At 43.5% G+C, this 18,428-nt stretch carries 17 protein-coding genes; 7 read left to right on the top strand and 10 right to left on the bottom strand.

Annotated elements, in window-relative coordinates; all coding sequences use genetic code 11:
• Window positions 1-80: 80 nt before the first annotated feature.
• Entirely contained in the window at window positions 81-1,133 is a 1,053-nt protein-coding gene (locus tag Q0L00_RS08775) for a radical SAM/SPASM domain-containing protein (protein WP_363318530.1), read from the bottom strand.
• A gap of 71 nt (window positions 1,134-1,204) precedes the next feature.
• Between Q0L00_RS08775 and gldB the strand changes: the two genes are divergently transcribed.
• A complete protein-coding gene (gldB, locus tag Q0L00_RS08770) occupies window positions 1,205-2,209 on the top strand; it encodes a gliding motility lipoprotein GldB (RefSeq protein WP_297336502.1) in 1,005 nt (334 codons plus the stop codon).
• Here gldB and Q0L00_RS08765 read toward each other — a convergent pair.
• Genes Q0L00_RS08765 through nth form a run of 3 tightly spaced genes read right to left on the bottom strand, consistent with a single transcriptional unit; the run spans window position 2,172 to window position 5,839 of the window.
• A complete protein-coding gene (locus tag Q0L00_RS08765; protein ID WP_297336501.1) occupies window positions 2,172-3,395 on the bottom strand; it encodes a glycosyltransferase family 4 protein in 1,224 nt (407 codons plus the stop codon). The two genes, gldB and Q0L00_RS08765, sit on opposite strands and share 38 nt — an antisense overlap.
• Window positions 3,392-5,167, bottom strand: a complete 1,776-nt coding sequence (gene asnB, locus Q0L00_RS08760) for an asparagine synthase (glutamine-hydrolyzing) (protein ID WP_297336500.1) — start codon at window positions 5,165-5,167, stop codon at window positions 3,392-3,394. The genes Q0L00_RS08765 and asnB overlap by 4 nt, the downstream gene beginning before the upstream one ends.
• Window positions 5,168-5,170: 3 nt before the next feature.
• Window positions 5,171-5,839: an endonuclease III gene (gene nth / locus Q0L00_RS08755; RefSeq protein ID WP_297336499.1), complete on the bottom strand. Its 669-nt coding sequence runs from the start codon at window positions 5,837-5,839 to the stop codon at window positions 5,171-5,173.
• Between the two features lie 98 nt (window positions 5,840-5,937).
• Between nth and Q0L00_RS08750 the strand changes: the two genes are divergently transcribed.
• From Q0L00_RS08750 to Q0L00_RS08730, 5 genes are all read left to right on the top strand, one after another.
• Complete coding sequence (locus Q0L00_RS08750) at window positions 5,938-7,068, top strand: P1 family peptidase (RefSeq protein WP_297336498.1); 1,131 nt, start codon at window positions 5,938-5,940, stop codon at window positions 7,066-7,068.
• 151 nt (window positions 7,069-7,219) lie between these two features.
• A complete protein-coding gene (locus Q0L00_RS08745) occupies window positions 7,220-9,007 on the top strand; it encodes a cyclic nucleotide-binding and patatin-like phospholipase domain-containing protein (RefSeq protein ID WP_297336497.1) in 1,788 nt (595 codons plus the stop codon).
• A 61-nt stretch (window positions 9,008-9,068) separates the two neighbouring features.
• Window positions 9,069-10,580: an amidase family protein gene (locus Q0L00_RS08740; protein WP_297336496.1), complete on the top strand. Its 1,512-nt coding sequence runs from the start codon at window positions 9,069-9,071 to the stop codon at window positions 10,578-10,580.
• Between the two features lie 24 nt (window positions 10,581-10,604).
• Window positions 10,605-11,270, top strand: a complete 666-nt coding sequence (locus Q0L00_RS08735) for a heme exporter protein CcmB (RefSeq protein ID WP_297336495.1) — start codon at window positions 10,605-10,607, stop codon at window positions 11,268-11,270.
• Window positions 11,271-11,393: 123 nt separating this feature from the next.
• A complete protein-coding gene (locus Q0L00_RS08730) occupies window positions 11,394-12,758 on the top strand; it encodes a M28 family peptidase (RefSeq protein ID WP_297336494.1) in 1,365 nt (454 codons plus the stop codon).
• A gap of 76 nt (window positions 12,759-12,834) precedes the next feature.
• On the opposite strand, the gene Q0L00_RS08725 is transcribed toward Q0L00_RS08730, so the two are convergent.
• The 4 genes from Q0L00_RS08725 to Q0L00_RS08710 form a co-directional block, all read right to left on the bottom strand.
• Window positions 12,835-13,272, bottom strand: coding sequence for a cupin domain-containing protein (locus Q0L00_RS08725; RefSeq protein ID WP_297336493.1), 438 nt, complete (start codon window positions 13,270-13,272; stop codon window positions 12,835-12,837).
• Window positions 13,273-13,305: 33 nt separating this feature from the next.
• Window positions 13,306-13,722, bottom strand: a complete 417-nt coding sequence (locus Q0L00_RS08720; protein WP_297336492.1) for a hypothetical protein — start codon at window positions 13,720-13,722, stop codon at window positions 13,306-13,308.
• Window positions 13,723-14,540: 818 nt separating this feature from the next.
• Window positions 14,541-15,941 (bottom strand): class II fumarate hydratase, encoded by a 1,401-nt coding sequence (gene fumC / locus Q0L00_RS08715; RefSeq protein WP_297336491.1) that lies wholly within the window; start codon window positions 15,939-15,941, stop codon window positions 14,541-14,543.
• A 75-nt stretch (window positions 15,942-16,016) separates the two neighbouring features.
• Window positions 16,017-16,502, bottom strand: coding sequence for a hypothetical protein (locus Q0L00_RS08710; RefSeq protein ID WP_297336490.1), 486 nt, complete (start codon window positions 16,500-16,502; stop codon window positions 16,017-16,019).
• Between the two features lie 63 nt (window positions 16,503-16,565).
• On the opposite strand from Q0L00_RS08710, the gene Q0L00_RS08705 reads away from it, so the two are divergent.
• Window positions 16,566-17,012, top strand: a complete 447-nt coding sequence (locus Q0L00_RS08705; protein WP_297336489.1) for a DUF2867 domain-containing protein — start codon at window positions 16,566-16,568, stop codon at window positions 17,010-17,012.
• A 15-nt stretch (window positions 17,013-17,027) separates the two neighbouring features.
• Here Q0L00_RS08705 and Q0L00_RS08700 read toward each other — a convergent pair whose 3' ends face one another.
• Together Q0L00_RS08700 and mazG are read right to left on the bottom strand one after the other, a co-directional pair.
• Window positions 17,028-17,408: a RidA family protein gene (locus Q0L00_RS08700; protein ID WP_297336488.1), complete on the bottom strand. Its 381-nt coding sequence runs from the start codon at window positions 17,406-17,408 to the stop codon at window positions 17,028-17,030.
• A gap of 205 nt (window positions 17,409-17,613) precedes the next feature.
• Window positions 17,614-18,414, bottom strand: coding sequence for a nucleoside triphosphate pyrophosphohydrolase (gene mazG, locus Q0L00_RS08695; RefSeq protein ID WP_297336487.1), 801 nt, complete (start codon window positions 18,412-18,414; stop codon window positions 17,614-17,616).
• Between the last annotated feature and the right edge of the window lie 14 nt (window positions 18,415-18,428).

The following is an 18,428-nucleotide window of genomic DNA, read 5'->3' as shown; positions in this document are numbered from 1 at the left end:
ACCTAAAATACCAAAAAAAATTTGATTTAAAAAAAATTCAAAAGCGATTTCCCTGATTTCTTCCCCTCTCAAATCATGGTTCACTCCGTACAATTTCTGCAAATCTCGATTTGATTTCGGTCTAAAAGCAACTGTTTTCTAAAACCTGTATAGGAAGCTGATTTCCAGATTTGGGGAAGCGGATGGGAGTTAAAATCTCCCATGACATACTTTGAATCCTTGTCAAAGCAGCAAGGAACGACCTTTCCATCCCAAGTGACCACCGATCCTTGCCACATCCGCCAGCACTTGTTTTCGATTTTTTTCTTGAGCTTCCAAGTTCCATTTTTATCTGGAATGTAGCGCGAATACCCCAAATCAGAGGGAATCAATTCCGAGCCATTTTGATAATCATAAATTTGAATGCTTTTGAGCTGAAGCTCGTCCACACCCGTAGCTTTTGCCCAACGTTTCAACCGGGGAATTTCCTGCTCATTTTGTCCAGTCACTAAAAATTGGACAATGATTCGTGGAAAAATACGCCCCCTTTCTTTTCTCAGTTTCAGTAATTCTTGCAACCCATTTTGTACTTTTTCCAAGTTTCCACCCACCCGGTATTTTTCATAGGATTCCTGAGTGACTCCATCCATGGAAACAATCAATTGCTTGAGACCAGAATCTAAAATTTGTTGATTGGCGTGGGCAGTCAAATAATGGGCATTGGTGGAAGTGGCGGTAAAAATTTTTTTTGAATTGGCATAAGCGACCAAGGCTAAGAATTTGGGATGTAAGAAAGGCTCTCCTTGGAAATAGAGATGGAGCCAAGTGAGATTAGTTTTAGTTTGGTCGATTATTTTTCGATATAAATCCTCCTGTAACATCCCAGTGGGTCGTGTAAACGCTCGCAATCCCGAAGGGCATTCCGGACATCGCAGGTTACAACTGGTTGTGGGTTCGATGCTTAGCGTTGTGGGTTTTCCCCAGAGAATCACCTTTCCCAGTCTTTGACTCAGCCAAAACGAAAGGCGCAATACCACCAGGTTGAAGATCTTTTGAATCGTCAACATTCGGACAAATGCCCAGCCGAGAATGAATTGGTTTTTCACCCTGGAAAGTAAGACATTCGAATCCATTTCAACAATCTTTATATCCAAAAACCGAGTTTTATCGTTTTTAGCCCAATTCCAAAGGAATCTGTACTTTTGATTATTCAATCCCCACGCTTATGAATAAATATCATTCTGTATTCCCTGTTCTTTTTTTGATGGTTTTAATTGCCTGTGGCAAAAAGGAAGATTCCTGCGAACTGGATGATGAAATTTTAAGTCAAGACTTGGCCGTGGAAGTGGTGCGCTTGGAAGAGGCGTTTTTTGGTGCCGAAAGCACAGAAGACTTTCTCTATTTGCTGGAAGAACATCCCGAATTCACTTCCCAATACCTACAAGCAGACTTGTATCCGGATCTAATTACCCTTTCTGAGGACTTGCTTCAGGTGCATCAGGACTCTGCACTTCGGGTGCTACATGACTCGGTTCAGGTGGCATTTTCTGATTTTTCGGATGTGGAAAAGGAGTTGGAACAGGCTTTTAAATACATTAAACATTACTTTCCGGAATTTCAGGTGCCCAAGGTGTATACCTTCGTTTCAGGTTTTAATTCTGACCTGATGGTCACCGAAGACCTGATCGTGATCGGGTTGGACTATTACCTGCCGATTGATCATACCTTTCAGCCGGATCTTGCCCGGTACATGGCTGAGCGCTATGACAGACGCTACATTGTCCCCATGATTGTGACAGCGATCTCCTCCTTTTTCAATGAAACCAATCCTGAGGACCATACGCTGTTGGCCGAAATGATTTACTACGGAAAAGCCTATCATTTCACCAAATCCATCATGCCCTGCACTTCCGATCAGTTTATTATTGGCTACACTCCGGAGGTGATTGCCGAGACGTTTTCCAATGAGGAATTTATCTGGTCCCACTTTGTGGAAAATGAATTGCTTTACGAAACCAATCCCTTTGAAATCCGAAAATACATCGGGGAAGCTCCATTTACCGATGCGATCAGTACCAAAGCTCCCGGAAGGCTGGGGCGTTGGCTGGGGTGGAATATTGTGGATGATTTCCGCTTCAATCAGGAAGTGAGCCTAGACGAATTGATGGCTAATCCAGATGCAGAACAGATTTTTAGGCAGTCAGGATATAGGCCTCGTCCCCCGCAATAGGAGGATACTGCCCGGAATCCAAAAGTTGAGCGAGTCTACGCTGTGCCTGCTCTTTGGAAAAATTTTGCTCGGCTAATCTTCTCGCATTTTTCTGCATGATTTGTAGTTGATCCGGGTTTTCTTCAAGCCTCTCTAGCTGAGCAAAACAATCCTGCATGTTGCCGGGAAGACAAGAGATTCCCAAGTCAAACTTCTTGACCAGCTGATAGACCCAACCTTTGTGATTGACAATGATCGCTTTTCCAGCACTGATGGCATCAAAAAATTTATTGGGGCTATTGGTCTTTAAAACCGGAAGGTGCGCAAAAGAAACCCAAGCAAAATCGGCCAAACTAAGCACCTCATGGACAGTCCCTCTCGAACCAAATGGAATAAAAAAGACATTGCCAAGTTTAAGTTTTTGAACCAGCTGAGCAATTTCTTCTTTTTGGCTACCCGTTCCCATGATCAGAAATTGCCAGGGTTTCTCATTCTCCTGAGCCAATTGAGCCAAAAAAATCAGCTCCTCCACGGCGTTGACCTGACCGATAGCTCCGGCATAGGCAATGGTAAGTTCATTGGTCAACCCGTATTTTAATAAGGAAGCCGGAGATTTCTCTTGGGGGAAAAATCGCTCCAAATCAGCAAAATTAGGAATGATGGATAGGGGAAGTGTTGGATTAAGATTCCGGATATAGCTGGCGATTCCCGGAGAAAGTGCCACAATTTTCAAGGCCTCCTGGTAGATTTTTGACTCTAAGCGGTACAGGTATTTCTTTACAAGGGCGTTTCGGATTACTCCTACTTGAACCGGCGCTTCTGGCCAAAGGTCCCGCACTTCAAACACGTATGGCAAAGCCAACCTTTTTTTAGCCCAAAGCCCAATTAAACCTGTCGTCAAAGGGGTGGAACTGATGTAAAGCAGATCAGGCCGCTGCAGTTTCTTAAGCAGGGTTTTACTTTTTTGGGAAAACTGCAAAAATGCCTTTACGCGTTTTAAAAATCCAAACGATTGCTCGTAGGCAATGGGTAAATAATGAACTTTCAGCCCGTTAATCCACCGCTGATCATAATAGGGCTGATTGCCTGCGGTAATCATTTCTACTTCCATTCCAGCACGGATCAAACCCATGGCAAGATGATAGGAGCGGACGGCCCCTCCTTCCTCAGGAGTTCGGAAATATTGGTGGATGTAAATGATCTTCATAGCTTGTGTAATTTCAGCCATTCTCCAAGAATGAATAAATTGTAGAGTGTCAAAAAATGACTGTTCCTAAACTTTTTTGGATGGACTAGCAGGGCTTTGGCTTCCAAATTGAATAAGGACCCATAATTTCGGTATAGCTCAGCTAAACCATCAACTACTCGCTCGGAAAATGGCCCGTTTTCGCTAAACCATTCCTGAAGTGGCAAACCAAAACCAAATTTAGAACGCTTGGCTACCCAAGAAAGGTCCAATTCTTCCAAAAGTTCTTTAATCCAGCGTTTATTCTTAAGGAGTTCTTCATCGGCTATCGATCGCCAAAATTGGATTAGGTTTTCATCCAAATAAGGAGATCTCCCTTCGATGCCATGGGCCATGAGTGCATTATCCTGGATTTTTAACACATCCTGAACCAAATATACTTGCCGATCAAAGTCCAACATACGGGTATAGGGCGAAAGATTTTTGTTAAAAACCCGCTCATAATCGGAAAACAAATCACCTGGAATAGCCTGCAGCGCCGAAAAATTTAAGAAAGTCCTGTTTGGGTCAGGATCGATTCCAGCAAAGAATTTTTTTCTCCTGCGACTCCATGGGAGGAATTTTACCCACGGTTTTACGGCTAACAGCAATTTTTGGTACTGGAGATAGCGATCAAAGGCTTGATGACGCTGATACCCTCCCCAAAGTTCATCTGCACCAGCACCGGAAATCAGCACTTTTACTTTCATTTGTGCTTCCTGACCGATCAACCAAGTCAAAAAACTCGCCGAATCCCCCACCGGATAATCCAAGGAAACTACATACTCGGCCAAATGATCCAAAAAAACCTTCTGATCCACCTTCACCAACTGATGATCCATAGGAAACTGTTGGGAGAATTTTGAGGAAAAGGTCCCATCAGCGTATTTGGAACTGTATTTTTGTTCAGTTTGAATCGTATAGCTTGGAAGTGGAATGCCCGTTTGCCGATACCAAAGGGCATAGAGTAAGCTGCTGTCTGCCCCTCCGCTGAGCATCATTCCTACGGGGGCATCTGCATGAAACTGCTTTAAAATCGCATCCAAAAGAAGGCCTTTGAATGTGGTCGCGGTTTTTGGAATTTCCTTTTGAGGCAAAATCTGAATGTTGTCCCAACGGAAAGCCGAATGCTGTTTGATTTCGCTGAATCGTGAGGATTTCCACTCCTTTACCCCCTTGAAAAAAGTTCGGCCCGGCTGAGGAGTACGCAGGTAGAAAAAATAATCCAACTGATTTTGATCCAGTTTTGCATTTACCAGTGCTGCAATCCCCCGGTTTTCTGATGAAATGATGAGGCTGTCTTGATTTTGATGAAAATAAAGCGGTTTTTCCCCATTTTTATCTCGTGCAACCAGCGCTTGCTGTATACTCAGGTCCACATAAATCAAGGCAAACATTCCCTGAATTTTTTCCAACCCCTTTGCTCCAAAAATTCTTAGCCAATGCAACAGGACTTCGGTGTCTGACTGAGTAAAGAATTCCACTCCCATTCGCAGCAATAAGTTTCGAAGATCTTGGTAATTGTAAAGCTCTCCGTTCCAAATCAAAAAAGCGCTACCGTCAGGACTCCAAAACGGTTGATCTGCTTCTGGTCCAGGATGAAGGATTTTAAGCCGATTTACCCCTACCCACATTCCTGGCCAAGGACTATAGGTAGCTGATTGATCAGGCCCACGGTGCTGGGCACGCTCCATGAGCGAATGGATGGCTTCTTGATTTGCGCCTTTACCCCAGATCAGATGAATTCCGCACATGAATTAACTTTCTGTAGGTTTTACTTCGTTCCCATGCGTTTTTTCAAAATAGCGACAAAAATGGGTGATCTTGCATTCCTCGCACTTGGGTTTTCGAGCCAGGCAGGTATAGCGCCCGTGTAAAATAAGCCAATGATGGGCTTTATGAATATATTGCTTTGGAATATGTCGAATCAACTGTTTCTCTACTTCCAATGGGGTCTTTGCGGTCATCGGCACCAAACCCAGTCTTCTTGACACTCGAAAAACGTGCGTATCGACCGCCATATTGGGTTGATTCCAAACCACCGAAGTAATCACATTGGCGGTTTTCCGACCTACCCCAGGAAGCTTCACGAGCTCGGCTACAGTCTCAGGCACTTTTCCACCAAAATCCTCAATCAGCATTTTTCCCAAACCCAGCAAATGCTTCGTTTTATTATTGGGATAAGAAACAGTTTTGATGTAGGGGAACAGCTCATCAAAATGAGCCGCTGCCAAATGAGCCGGAGTTGGAAAATCACGGAAAAGTGCCGGGGTAACTTGATTGATACGCTTATCGGTGCATTGGGCCGAGAGCACTACTGCTACCAGAAGCTGAAAGGGATCTTCGTATTGCAGCTCGGTTTCTGCAATGGGCATATTTTCGGCAAAGTGATCGATAAAAGCTTGGTATCGCTCTTTTTTAAGCATGGATGAAAATTCTTGGATGAAGACCTTAAGATAGGTATAATTACAGGATTGAAGGAATTGAAAATTTAAAAATCTTCGCTGGTTTAACCATTTACCCCATGAGACAAAAATCCCTTTTCTTTTTGATTGGAGTTCTTTTTGGCTTCTCCCAGGTAGTTTTGGCGCAAAAAAAGCCCCGAGAACTAGGAGTCCCTTTTGGGGTGTTACCCACTGGACCTATGAATGCGATTACGGATGTAGAAGGGGTAATGGTTGGCCAGTTAACCAAAATTGAAGGCAAAGACATCCGAACAGGTGTAACAGCAATTCTCCCTCATGGAGGAAATCTTTTTCAAGAAAAAGTACCCGCAGCCCTCTTTGTGGGGAATGGTTTTGGGAAATTGGCCGGAGTCACTCAGGTCCAAGAACTCGGAAATATCGAATCCCCCATCGTACTCACCAATACACTCAATATAGCTGCGGGAATTGAGGGTATTGTGCGCTACTCCCTGAGTCAACCTGGCAACGAATCCATACAGTCGGTCAATGCCCTCGTTGGAGAAACCAACGACGGTTTTCTCAATGATATCCGAGGAATGCACCTCAGCGCAGATGAAGTTATCCAAGCGATTCAAGCGGCAAAAACTGGCCCAGTCAAGGAAGGAAATGTCGGTGCTGGGACAGGCACAGTTTGTTTTGGGTGGAAAGGAGGAATCGGAACAGCCTCCCGAAAGCTTCCCGAATCCATGGGCGGTTACACGGTCGGTGTTTTGGTGCAGACTAACTTCGGCGGGAATCTGCAGATTGCCGGAGTTTCAGTAGGGGAAAAATTGGGAAAATATCCTTTTAAAGATACTTTGGAAAAATCCGATGGAAGCTGCATGATCGTAGTGGCTACCGATGCACCGGTTTTGGATCGAAATCTCGAGCGAATTGCTCAGCGAGCGATGATGGGATTGGCCAAAACTGGAGGAATTGCCTCCAATGGATCCGGTGATTATGTGATTGCTTTTTCTACTGCAAAAGGGTTGAGAATCCCCTATCGATCAGAGAGCGGCAAACTTGAAACTTCAGCTTCTTTGAGAAATGATGACATGACTGGGTTGTTTTTGGCCACGATTGAAGCCACCGAGGAGGCGATCATCAATTCGCTTTTTGCAGCAGAAACCATGATCGGAAAGGAAGGGCATCGAGTGGAAGCTTTGCCAAAAGAACAGGTCTTGGATTGGATTCAACAAGCAACTCAATAACCACAGCATGTGACTATACGAATGTATTTTGAACGTAAAAAACCCTTGGTATTTCACCTAATTTTTCATAGGTTTTACCACAAATACCTAGTCTTCTTTTGGAGTAAGACCAGCTTCTGGAAATTTTAGATAGAAACCCAACCTTTTATTCATGCCAAATTTTAACGCGCATTACCATCAACTTTTTAGCAAACTTTTTGGTGGAATGAGTGAAGAAACCTTAGATCAGATTTTTGAAATTGGTCAACAGAAAAAACTAAACACTGGGGAGTATTTATTTCACCAGGGGGCCAATGAAAACGTACTTTATATCGTTTTGTCTGGAAGGCTCCGGGCTATTTCGGAAGGACCTAAAGGAATTCGGATTTTGGGAGATATCGGAGAAGGAGAGCCGGTGGGGGAGTTTGCCTTATTTACCAATGAGCCTCGAATGGCCTCGGTTTTGGCCATTCGTAAATCCATTGTGTTGGAATTTACCCGGGAGGAATACCACAGCCTTGTCGCCAAAGATCCATCCTTGGCCACTTCATTGACCCAATTTGTGATCCATCGCCTCAGGCGAAATACCTTTCAGCAAAACCGAACAACGCCCCCAAAAAATATCGCCCTGATCAATCTTCAGGCAGATCATGATTTGAGTCCGTGGACTGATGATATGATGGCTTACTTTTTGGAGCGGGAAACTCCCGTGCAGGTCTACAATTTTGAATCCCAAAAAGACCATGTCGATGAGACATTTTTTGATTCATTGGAGCAACACGAAGGACTTAATATTTTGGTTTGTGATGCCTCGGAAAAAACCTGGTCCCATCAGTGTTTGGTCTATGCAGATTTGGTCATTCTGGTGACTGATTTTCAAGCAGACAGGTCACTATATCCCATAGAGCGGGAGCTCGATCTCTACTCCAAAAGCATTCTCAACAAGAAAGTTTACCTCCTTCTGCTACACCGGGCAGATGCTCCCATGCCCTCCTATACTTCCGATTGGCTCGATACGCGGCAAATTGATTTACACCTTCATATTCGACAGGGAAACCAAGGTGATATTCGCCGATTTTGTCGGATAATCACCCATCAGGCAGTAGGGTTGGTATTGGGAGGAGGAGGAACAAAAGGCTATGCCCATATTGGAGTGGTCAAAGCCCTACGGGAAAAAGGAGTAGAAATTGACTTTTTGGGCGGTACGAGTGCCGGAGCGATTTATGGAATCACGATGAGTTATTTTGATTTTGATTTCGACAAAATCGAACGCACCAGTTCCCATTCCGCCAAGTCAAAACTAACCTCAAAGGATATGGATTTACCCATGGTCTCCTTTTTGACCGGAAGGAAAATGAAGCGCTTTGTCAAGGAGCTTTTCAAAGAATATATGATGGAAGACATTTGGGTCAATTCCTATTGCGTTTCCACCAATTTCTCCAAAGCCAGTCCGCGAGTTCATGATCGTGGACTACTTTGGAAAAAAATCCTGGCCAGTATCGCCATTCCAGGGGTATTCCCTCCGGTAGTGATTGATAATTACCTCCATGTGGACGGTGCGGTCATGGATAATTTACCCATAGAACCCATGTACCGGTTTCCAGTTTCAAAAATCATTGCCGTATCCTTATCGGGTTTGCCCGATCGCAAAGTGAGCTATCAAGAAGCTCCTTCGGGATGGACACTTTTTTGGGACAAAATACGAGGCAAAAAGCGCTATAAAATTCCAGGAATTGGCTCACTGATTATCAATTCACTTACTTTAAATAGCCTTCAAAAGCAGGAAGTGACCAAATCGAAGGTATCCCATTATTTTGAACTAAACCTGAAAGGAATTGGGTTTATGGATGACAAAAAATGGAAGCAAATCCAAGAACGAGGTTATGAACAGACGGTGAGTTATTTGGAAAATTTACCGGATAAAGAGCGTTTTTGGGACCCGCATAAGCCTTCTGCTTGAAATTTTTTCTCAAATCAGGGGGTTAATCAAAAATTGTCATGATTTCTTTTTTAATTCAAGAATGAAAAATTTCTGTTACCTCGTTTTCACAAGCTGGATATTAGGGGCTTGCGCAACCGAAAAATCCCCGCTCTCGGTAGAAGAGCTAAGTATTTCGGAAATTCATCAGGCTTTTCTTACCAAGAAATATACCGCTGAGGAACTGGTCGAAGCCTACATTTTGCGAATTGAGGAATCCGATTCACTACTCAATGCCATTTCTGTCATCAATCCAGCGGCAATCATTCGAGCTCGGCAACTGGATCAAGAATTTGTCAAAACCGGTAAATTGAGACCCCTGCATGGCATTCCTGTTTTGGTCAAAGACAATATCAATACCCTCGGACTCCCCACTACGGCAGGAGCTTTGGCTTTGGCGGATTTTATTCCAAAAACAGATTCATTCATCATCAAAGAGCTCGAAGAGGCCGGAGCAATTGTTTTAGCCAAAACTAATATGGCCGAGTGGGCATTTAGTCCCATGCATTCGGAAAGCTCGACTCAAGGGACTACCCGAAACCCCTATAACCTAGACCATGTACCCGCAGGATCCAGTGGTGGTACAGGAGCTGGAATTGCCGCAAACTTTGGAACAATTGGACTGGGAACAGATACCGGAAATTCGATCCGTGGGCCATCCTCCCATAATGCTTTGGTAGGCTTTAGAACCACACTGGGCCTGATCAGCCGCGAAGGAATTGTACCACTTTACCTCAGAAATGACGTCGTCGGACCGATGACTCGGACAGTGGAGGATGCTGTTCGAATGCTGGATGTTATTGCTGGCTACGATGAAAAAGACCCAATCACGGCAAATTCAAATGGAAAAATTCCGGCCAGCTATCAGACTTTTTTGGATGAAAATGGATTGAAGGGTGCTCGAATTGGGGTTTTCCGGACCTTGAGTGAAAATGATCCTCATCCGGAAATTTCTAATCTATTTAATCAAGCACTAGAAGACTTGGGAAAATTAGGAGCGGAGATCCTTGATTCTGTTGAAGTGGAAAATTTTGCTGAACTCCGTCAAAATCAATGGTGTGGAACTTTTAAGCAGGATTTGGAAGATTTTCTGCAAACTTACGTCAAGCGGGACTCGATGTCCAGGTTAGAAGATGTGATTCGGGTGGGTACCCGCTCCGAATTTGCAAAATCCAGACTGCAGCAGTTTTCCTCAAACCAAAGACAAGAACAGGAAGATCCGTGTGGAGATGCCTTTACCGATCCAAGGAGAATTGCTTTTCGCCAAGCCATCGAAAAAACCATGGATTCTTTGAATTTGGATGCATTGGTTTATCCGAGTTGGAATCATCCGGCAGCAAAAATTGATCGCTTTCAGCAGGAATATCGGGGGGATAATTCTCAAATCATCGCTCCGCATACAGGACAGCCAGCCTTTACCGTTCCCATGGGATTTGTTTCAGGAAATTTACCCGCAGGTTTACAATTTCTAGGCCGAATGTTTGATGAAGGGACTTTGATTCGCTTGACTTATTCTTATGAGCAGGGCACCAATCACCGCAGGTCACCAAAATAAGTTGGGAAGTCCTATCTTTGAGCCATGCTAAAGGAAATCGGAATTCTGATCCGAAAAGAAATCACGCTCGAGTGGAGGCAAAAATATGCCCTGAATGGCATTTTGCTCTATGTGGTATCGGCAGTTTTTATCACCTACTTGAGTGTAGGAGCCAAAATGGGAAATTTAGCCATCCCAACTTGGAATGCACTTTACTGGATTATCATTCTTTTCTCAGCGGTCAATGCCGTGGCTAAGAGTTTTGTACAGGAGCATACCGGAAGGCAACTTTATTATTACATGATTGCCTCGCCAGAAGCAATTATTTTATCCAAAATGATTTACAATACTGGATTGACCCTAATTTTAGCCTTATTGGGATACGGTGTTTTTTCGGTCATTTTGGGCAATCCCGTTCAGGACCAAGGCTTATTTTTATTGAATCTAATTTTGGGAGCAATGGGTTTCTCGGCAAGCTTGACCATGGTCTCAGGAATTGCCGCCAAAGCTGGAAATAATGCAACTTTGATGGCTATTTTAAGCTTTCCGGTGATTATCCCAATATTACTGATGGCCATTCGAATATCGAAAAATGCCTTGGATGGATTGGATTGGTCGGTAAGTACCGATAAGTTGCTTAGTCTTTTGGCAATTAATGCAATTGTGGCCGCTGCGGGTTACATTTTGTTTCCTTATTTGTGGAGAAGTTGAGGATATTTCACTCCCTTTTTGAGGATTTAGCTTCTTAGGAAATCCATTTTTATCCGCTTATATAGATTTATTTTTTTCTGGACTACTCTTTTTCTGATCTTTCCATTCTAAAATCACCAAAGCATGAAATCACTCCGCATCTTAATTCCCATTTTGTTTTTTGCAGTCATCGGTCTTAGCTATTCACAGCAAGCTCCTCCTCAACTCGATCCTCGGATTTATGAGATTATCGAAAATACCTCCGCAGAGCGCATTGAAGGAGATATTCGTACTTTGGCAGGATTTGGAACCCGAAACACTTTTTCGGATACGGTTTCTTCTACGCGCGGCATAGGAGCAGCCCGCAGGTGGATCAAAGCGGAATTTGAAAAGATTTCCGCAGCCTGTGGAGGCTGTTTAGAGGTTTTTTATCAAAAAGATTTGGTAACCAAAGAAGGAAATGCCCGAGTACCCAAAGATGCTTATGTCGTGAATGTGGTGGCCATTTTACGAGGCACTGATTACCCAAATTCACATGTGATTATGTCGGGAGATATTGACTCGAGGGCTTCCAATACAATGGATTTTGAGATCGACGCCCCCGGAGCCAATGACAATGCATCAGGAATGGCGGGTACCCTAGAAGCAGCTCGGGTGCTTTCTAAATATAAGTTTAAGCACAGCATTGCTTTCGTCGGCTTGTCCGGTGAGGAGCAAGGACTATTTGGGGGAGCTGGCCTGGCAAGATACGCTCAAGAAAACGGATGGGATATTGTTGGGATTCTGAATAATGATATGATTGGAAATATTGAGGGCGTGGATGGAGTAATTGACAATCGAACCTTTCGGATTTTCTCAGAACCAACCCCAGCCAATGAAACCGAACAAGAAAGAAGAGCCAGACGATTTACTGGTGGAGAAGTCGACGGCATCTCCAGACAATTGGCGCGTTATATCCACCATCAGGTAAAAACTTACATGCCTGAGATGAATCCTATGATGATTTATCGCTTAGATCGATTTGGTCGGGGAGGTCATCACCGTCCTTTTAACGACTTGGGCTTTGCCGGAGTGAGAATTATGGAAGCCCATGAAAATTACAATCGACAGCATCAGGATATTCGAGTGGAAGATGGAATTGAATACGGGGATGTGATCGAGGGTGTTAATTTTGATTATGCCGAAAAACTCACTGCGGTCAATGCGATTTCGCTTGCAGGTTTAGCTTGGGCACCGCCGGCCCCAAAAGACGTACGAATAGGCGGAGCAGTTCGTCCATCTACCACTTTAGCTTGGGAAGAAAGTAATGATCCCAATATTGCTGGATATAAGATTTATTTCCGACTCACCACTTCCCCGACTTGGGATAACTTTATCTATGTTTCAGGGGTAAATGAGCACACGCTGGAAGGAATCGTCATTGACAATTACTACTTTGGAGTGGCCGCTGTAGGCAAGGATGGCAATGAATCTGCAGTGGTATTTCCTTTCCGCCAGATCCGGAGGTAAACAAAAAACAAAAGATGGCTTTTTACTATCCCGTGAGTGCCTCCACTCACGGGAAATCACCAGTTAATTCCTTGACTCAATCCCCTTCCTTCACTACGATCTCTTCATCCTTGGTTCCGGCATAGAACACCACAATTTCCGCGGGCTCATTTCCTTCATTTTTCCCAAAATGAATTTGATTAACCAGCTCGACAATTGGATCTCCGGCTTTCATGCACAATTCATTACCCTCGGTATCCACCACAGTCAATTCTCCTTTAAGCAAAATCCCCGCGTTGATGACCGGATGATAATGTCGCGGCAATTCTGAATGGGGAGGAATCGTGACTCTAACAATGGAAATTTTGGGTTTTCCACTGGGATATGCTGGTAGCGAGTCCCCATTCCAAGAGGTAAACGACTCCATCAAAAGCTCAGAACTAGGTTCGGATTGTGCTGTTTTATTCGAAGGCTGACAGCTTGAAGACACGTAGACTAAAAGAACTAGAATGGAAGGAAAATAGCTGGATTTCATAAAATGCGTGGTTGAGCTCGGAAGATTAACCTGTTAATACGTACTTTGTAGAATCAATCGGTCCTCTAAAAGACCATCATCCACTCTAAAGGTAATTCGACCAAATCCCAAAAGGGTTTGGTACCACTTTCTATTAAATCCTTCATAGTTTGATTTTTCTGAAAAATAAAATTCAAGGACTACACGCCCTTCCTCCACTGTTGTACTCCAAGTTCCTTCGTTTAGTAATTGGCTTCCTCGAAATACCTCCACTTGGCCACTGGGTAAAAAATTAAAATTTACTCCTTCAAAATCTCCCGTTCGATTGACTCCCTCGACTTCAAAGACGCTAATCAGCCAGGATCTCTCGACCAGGCTTTGTGATAAGTTTTGATCCGTTCGAGTGGGTGATTGATCTCCCTGGCAAGAGGAAAATAATAGGGCAAAGCAAAAAAAGAGAAGGTATTTCATATCCGTTGGTTTTATAGAAAGGGGTAAGGTGACTCAACTCGAGGGGGCGCTGGGCCTTCTGAGCCGTATCAAGCGTACTCCAACATTCGTAAAGATGCTGATTTTCATAGTTATTCGGAACTGCCCGCTATACTCCAAATGATGTTTGCGAAAGTTGTTTGTTATCTTTTATCTAATTTTCACATCGAATACTCGAGATTCTTTGGAATCCTTTCAAGCCTTGAACCCTTAGGAGCTCTATTTCTACTGCCATGCACCCTATCCACAAGTCAAAATCACAAATAGGCAAGCCAATGAGAGATCTTAATCGGGTTTTTACCTTTCCATACAGGTAAATAACCCAAAAACCCGAAAGGTTAATGACCTGATTGGCAAAACGTCAATTAAATCAAGATGTTTTTACGAGTTACTATTGTTTTCAACACCTAGTACCGGTTCGGCCAAAGTAATTTCGGAAATGGCAAAATTCTCAGAACCCAACTGTTCAGGTTTCTCTATTCCTTCAAACTTACCTTTTAATGTTCAATTAAAAAATTTCAATCTAAAAGGCTATAAATGAAAAGGGTAATATTCCATTTTTTCTCTTGCGAAGATGGTTTTTTGATCATAGGGAGCAAATCAAAATAGGAGATTTCTAATGGGAATCGGATACCTCAAATTGGTGCCGAAAACACAGTTGAAACTTAAGGTATGAATCTATAAACTGGATTTTTCTGAAATAAAAATGCCCTCCCATTAATATGAAAGGGCTTTTCAGGTTGATCCTTAAACAGAAACACCGATGTCTCAGGGTAAAATCGTTCTCTAAGAAAGCTGCTTTATTTCAAGCTCCCAATCATATCCTCAGGCTTTACCCACTGGTCAAACTGCTCAGATGTCAACAATCCCAACCCAATGGCAGCCTCCCGTAAGCTAGAACCTTCCTTATGGGCTTTTTTGGCGATGGCTGCTGCATTTTCGTAGCCAATATGAGTATTCAAGGCGGTGACTAACATCAATGAATTTTCCAAATGACGCTGAATCATAGGGGTATTCGGCTCAATGCCGATAGCGCAGTTATCATTGAAAGAAACGCAGGCATCACCAATTAAGCGAGCCGACTGTAAAAAGTTGGCAGCGATCAAGGGTTTGAAGACATTCAATTCAAAGTGTCCGTTAGATCCGCCGATGGAGATGGCCACGTCATTTCCCATTACTTGAGCAGCAACCATAGTCATGGCCTCCACTTGTGTTGGATTAACTTTTCCTGGCATAATGGAAGAACCGGGCTCATTTTCTGGGATCAAAATCTCTCCAATACCAGAGCGCGGTCCAGATGAAAGCATTCGGATATCATTGGCGATTTTCATCAGGGATACCGCTACTTGTTTCAAGGCTCCATGTGCTTCGACCATGCCGTCATGAGCTGCCAATGCTTCAAATTTATTTGGTGCAGTAACAAAAGGCTGACCGGAGTATTCCGCGATTTTTTGGGCCACTAATTCAGAGTAGCCCTTTGGCGTATTCAATCCTGTACCTACTGCTGTCCCGCCAAGTGCAAGTTCAGAAAGGTGAGCCAGCGTATTTTTAATCGCTCGCAAACCGTGATCAAGTTGGGCCACATAGCCGCTAAATTCCTGTCCCAAAGTCAAAGGTGTCGCATCCATAAAGTGCGTTCTTCCGATTTTGACGACATCTTTAAAGGCTTTTGCCTTTGCATCTAGTGTATCCCTTAATTTTTGAATACCCGGAATAGTCGTCTCTACCACCATTTTGTAAGCGGCGATGTGCATGGCTGTGGGATAGGTATCGTTGGAGGATTGGGATTTATTGACGTCATCGTTGGGGTGAATTTTTTTCTTCTCATCCTCTAAAGAGCCTCCCATTAGCACGTGTGCACGATAAGCGATGACTTCGTTAGAATTCATATTGGACTGGGTTCCAGAGCCGGTCTGCCAAACCACTAACGGAAATTGATCATCGTGTTTTCCTTCCAGAATTTCATCACAAACCGTAGAAATGATATCGGCTTTTTCCTCAGAAAGTACACCCAGCTCAGCATTGGTTTGAGCTGCAGCTTTTTTTAGAATGGCAAAGGCCTTAATAATCTCGATGGGCATGCGATTTTTTTCGCCACCAATTTTGAAATTATTGATGGATCGCTGCGTCTGTGCGCCCCAGTATTTGTCAGCGGGAACCTCAACCGGCCCCATGGTGTCTTTTTCGATTCGAATGCTCATGGTATTGGAGTTTGTATTTGATTTTGGAGTCGCTAAATTAATCTCAAAAGGCCTTTTTCCCTAAAAAGCCCACAGTTAATCCTTCACTTGAAGATTAATGAGTTCATGAAATTTGGTACGGGAGGATTTGACTTGTCGATGAAAGAAGAAAAGTGCAAAAACATAGTTGATCACACCCAATCCCAAGCATATCCCACCATTAACTGGGCTTTTGACAAGCAAGAAATAAAACAGGGAAAAGCCCACCAAAATGATAGACCAAAACAGAATAAAAAACAAGGCGCCAGGAAATAATCGATAGGTTAAAAATAAAATCGATCCTCTGGCAGTATCTTCCACATTTCCTAAAATCAAGGGCAGGAACGTATCGCTTTTTTGGACAACTTTCGAAATCCGGAAGCTACTTCGTCCTACATAACCATTGAACTCAAGTCCCTGCTGAAGATGACTTCGCTTATCCAAAAAATTGACCTCCCGGGTTTTTCTCGAAAGCTGCTCCAATACCTCCGTTTTGGAGAGTGCACTGACGAGTGTTTCACTATGGAAGGGCAAAAGATTCACAGTTTACTAACTATTCTGGTCAAGGTCTGTTTGAATAAGGTAACGAAATTAACTCCTTTTCCCTTGAATACTAAACCAATCCTAGAAGAAATGATTTTTCCGCTGAAAGACATTTCCCAGGTTCAATACAAGCTTCTGGGAATTGGTGGGAGAACGGGTTGGTATGGAAGTACCTGGCTTTGGAAAATTCGGGGCGGATTGGACAAGCTTTTGGGTGGTGTTGGTTTTCGTGGAGGAGATAAAACACTTGGGGAACTGCAGAAAGGAGAAGTTTTGGATTTTTGGCGGCTTAAAGAAAGAAAAGAGCAGCCTTTTTACGTTCAACTTGAAGCTGAAATGAAGTTGCCGGGAAAAGTGTGTTTAGAATGGAAGATCGAAGGAAACAAACTAATCCAACGAATTCAATTTTATCCAGCTGGAATCTGGGGAAAAGTATATTGGTATGGAATGCAGCCTGCCCACCGCCTGATTTTTTGGCACCTGGGCCAAACAATCGCTAAAGGCAAATGAACAGGCCGGGAAGAATTATTTTACTGCGATACAGGAGATTTCCACATGGACATCTTTGGGCAATCGGCTAACCTCGACGGTCTCTCGGGCCGGAGGATTACTTTTGAAATACTGTCCATAGGCCTCGTTGATCGTACCAAACTGATCCATGGATTTGATGAAAATGGTACATTTAACCACGTCAGAAAATCCAAATCCTGCTTTCCTTAAGACAGCTTCCAGATTTTTCATCACCGCATGGGTTTCCTCGGTGATGTTTTCATTGATGAGTTCGCCCGTTTCAGAGTCCAAAGGAATCTGTCCGGATACATATAGCGTATTTCCCGCCAAAACTGCTTGGGAATAGGGCCCGATTGGAGCAGGAGCTTCTGAGGTATAAATAATAGAATTAGCCATTGATATTAATTATTTTTAGGGACGTAAAGTTAGTTGATCAAAGGAGAGAATTTACCCATTCAAACTTCGATTTTTTCCAGGCATAATTTCAAGGGTCACAGGGAATTTTTAAGAGGGATAGTCATCGCAGGGTGTGAATATTTGTCATGCTCGATTTCATTTTAATTTAATTTCAACTCCACCCTTTGACTAGGCCTACTGTGTTTTACAGCTTCTTGGCTTCATTCCAAAAGACATCCATTTCGGCCAAGGTCATTTCACTGAGATTTTTGCCGGCTTCTTTGGCTGCATTTTCCAAGTATTGAAATCGCTTGATAAATTTCAGGTTGGTCCGCTCCAGGGCTTCTTCAGGATTGATATCGATAAACCGGGCATAATTAATCAAGGAAAATAGCACATCTCCAAATTCGGCAGTGGCTTTTACCTTGTCAATTTGAGATTCCTCTGCCGCATTAAATTCATTTTTGAACTCCTGCATTTCCTCCTCTACCTTTTCCCAAACTTGTTGCTTTTCCTCCCAGTCAAAACCCACTCCTCGGGCCTTCTCCTGAATCCGCATCGCCTTGATCAAAGCGGGAAGGGATTTTGGAACACCACCCAAAACAGAGGTATTGCCTTTTTCCTGAAGTTTGATCTTTTCCCAGTTCTGACTGACCGTCTGGGCATCTTTGGCTTGAGTATCTCCATAAATGTGAGGGTGCCTTCGGATTAGTTTTTCACAAAGCGTATGAATTAGGGAAGCCATGTCAAAATTACCTTCTTCGGATCCGATTTTGGCATAAAAAACAAGGTGTAACAAAATGTCTCCTAGCTCCTTTTTGATCTCTTCAGGATTTCCTTCCAAAATGGCATCCGAAAGCTCAAAGGTCTCCTCAATGGTCAGATGTCTGAGGCTTTCTGTAGTTTGCTTTTTGTCCCAAGGGCATTGGGCACGCAGTTCATCCATGATGGTCAATAGCCGATCAAAGGCAGCTAGTTGCTCTGCACGGTTACTCAAATTAGACATGTTTTGGGAAACTA

This window comes from Algoriphagus sp. (assembly GCF_024305035.1).
In the GTDB taxonomy this organism is placed as follows: Bacteria; Bacteroidota; Bacteroidia; order Cytophagales; family Cyclobacteriaceae; genus Algoriphagus.
The sequence above is the reverse complement of the archived record's forward strand: the minus strand, read 5'-3'. Positions and strand labels throughout refer to the sequence as shown.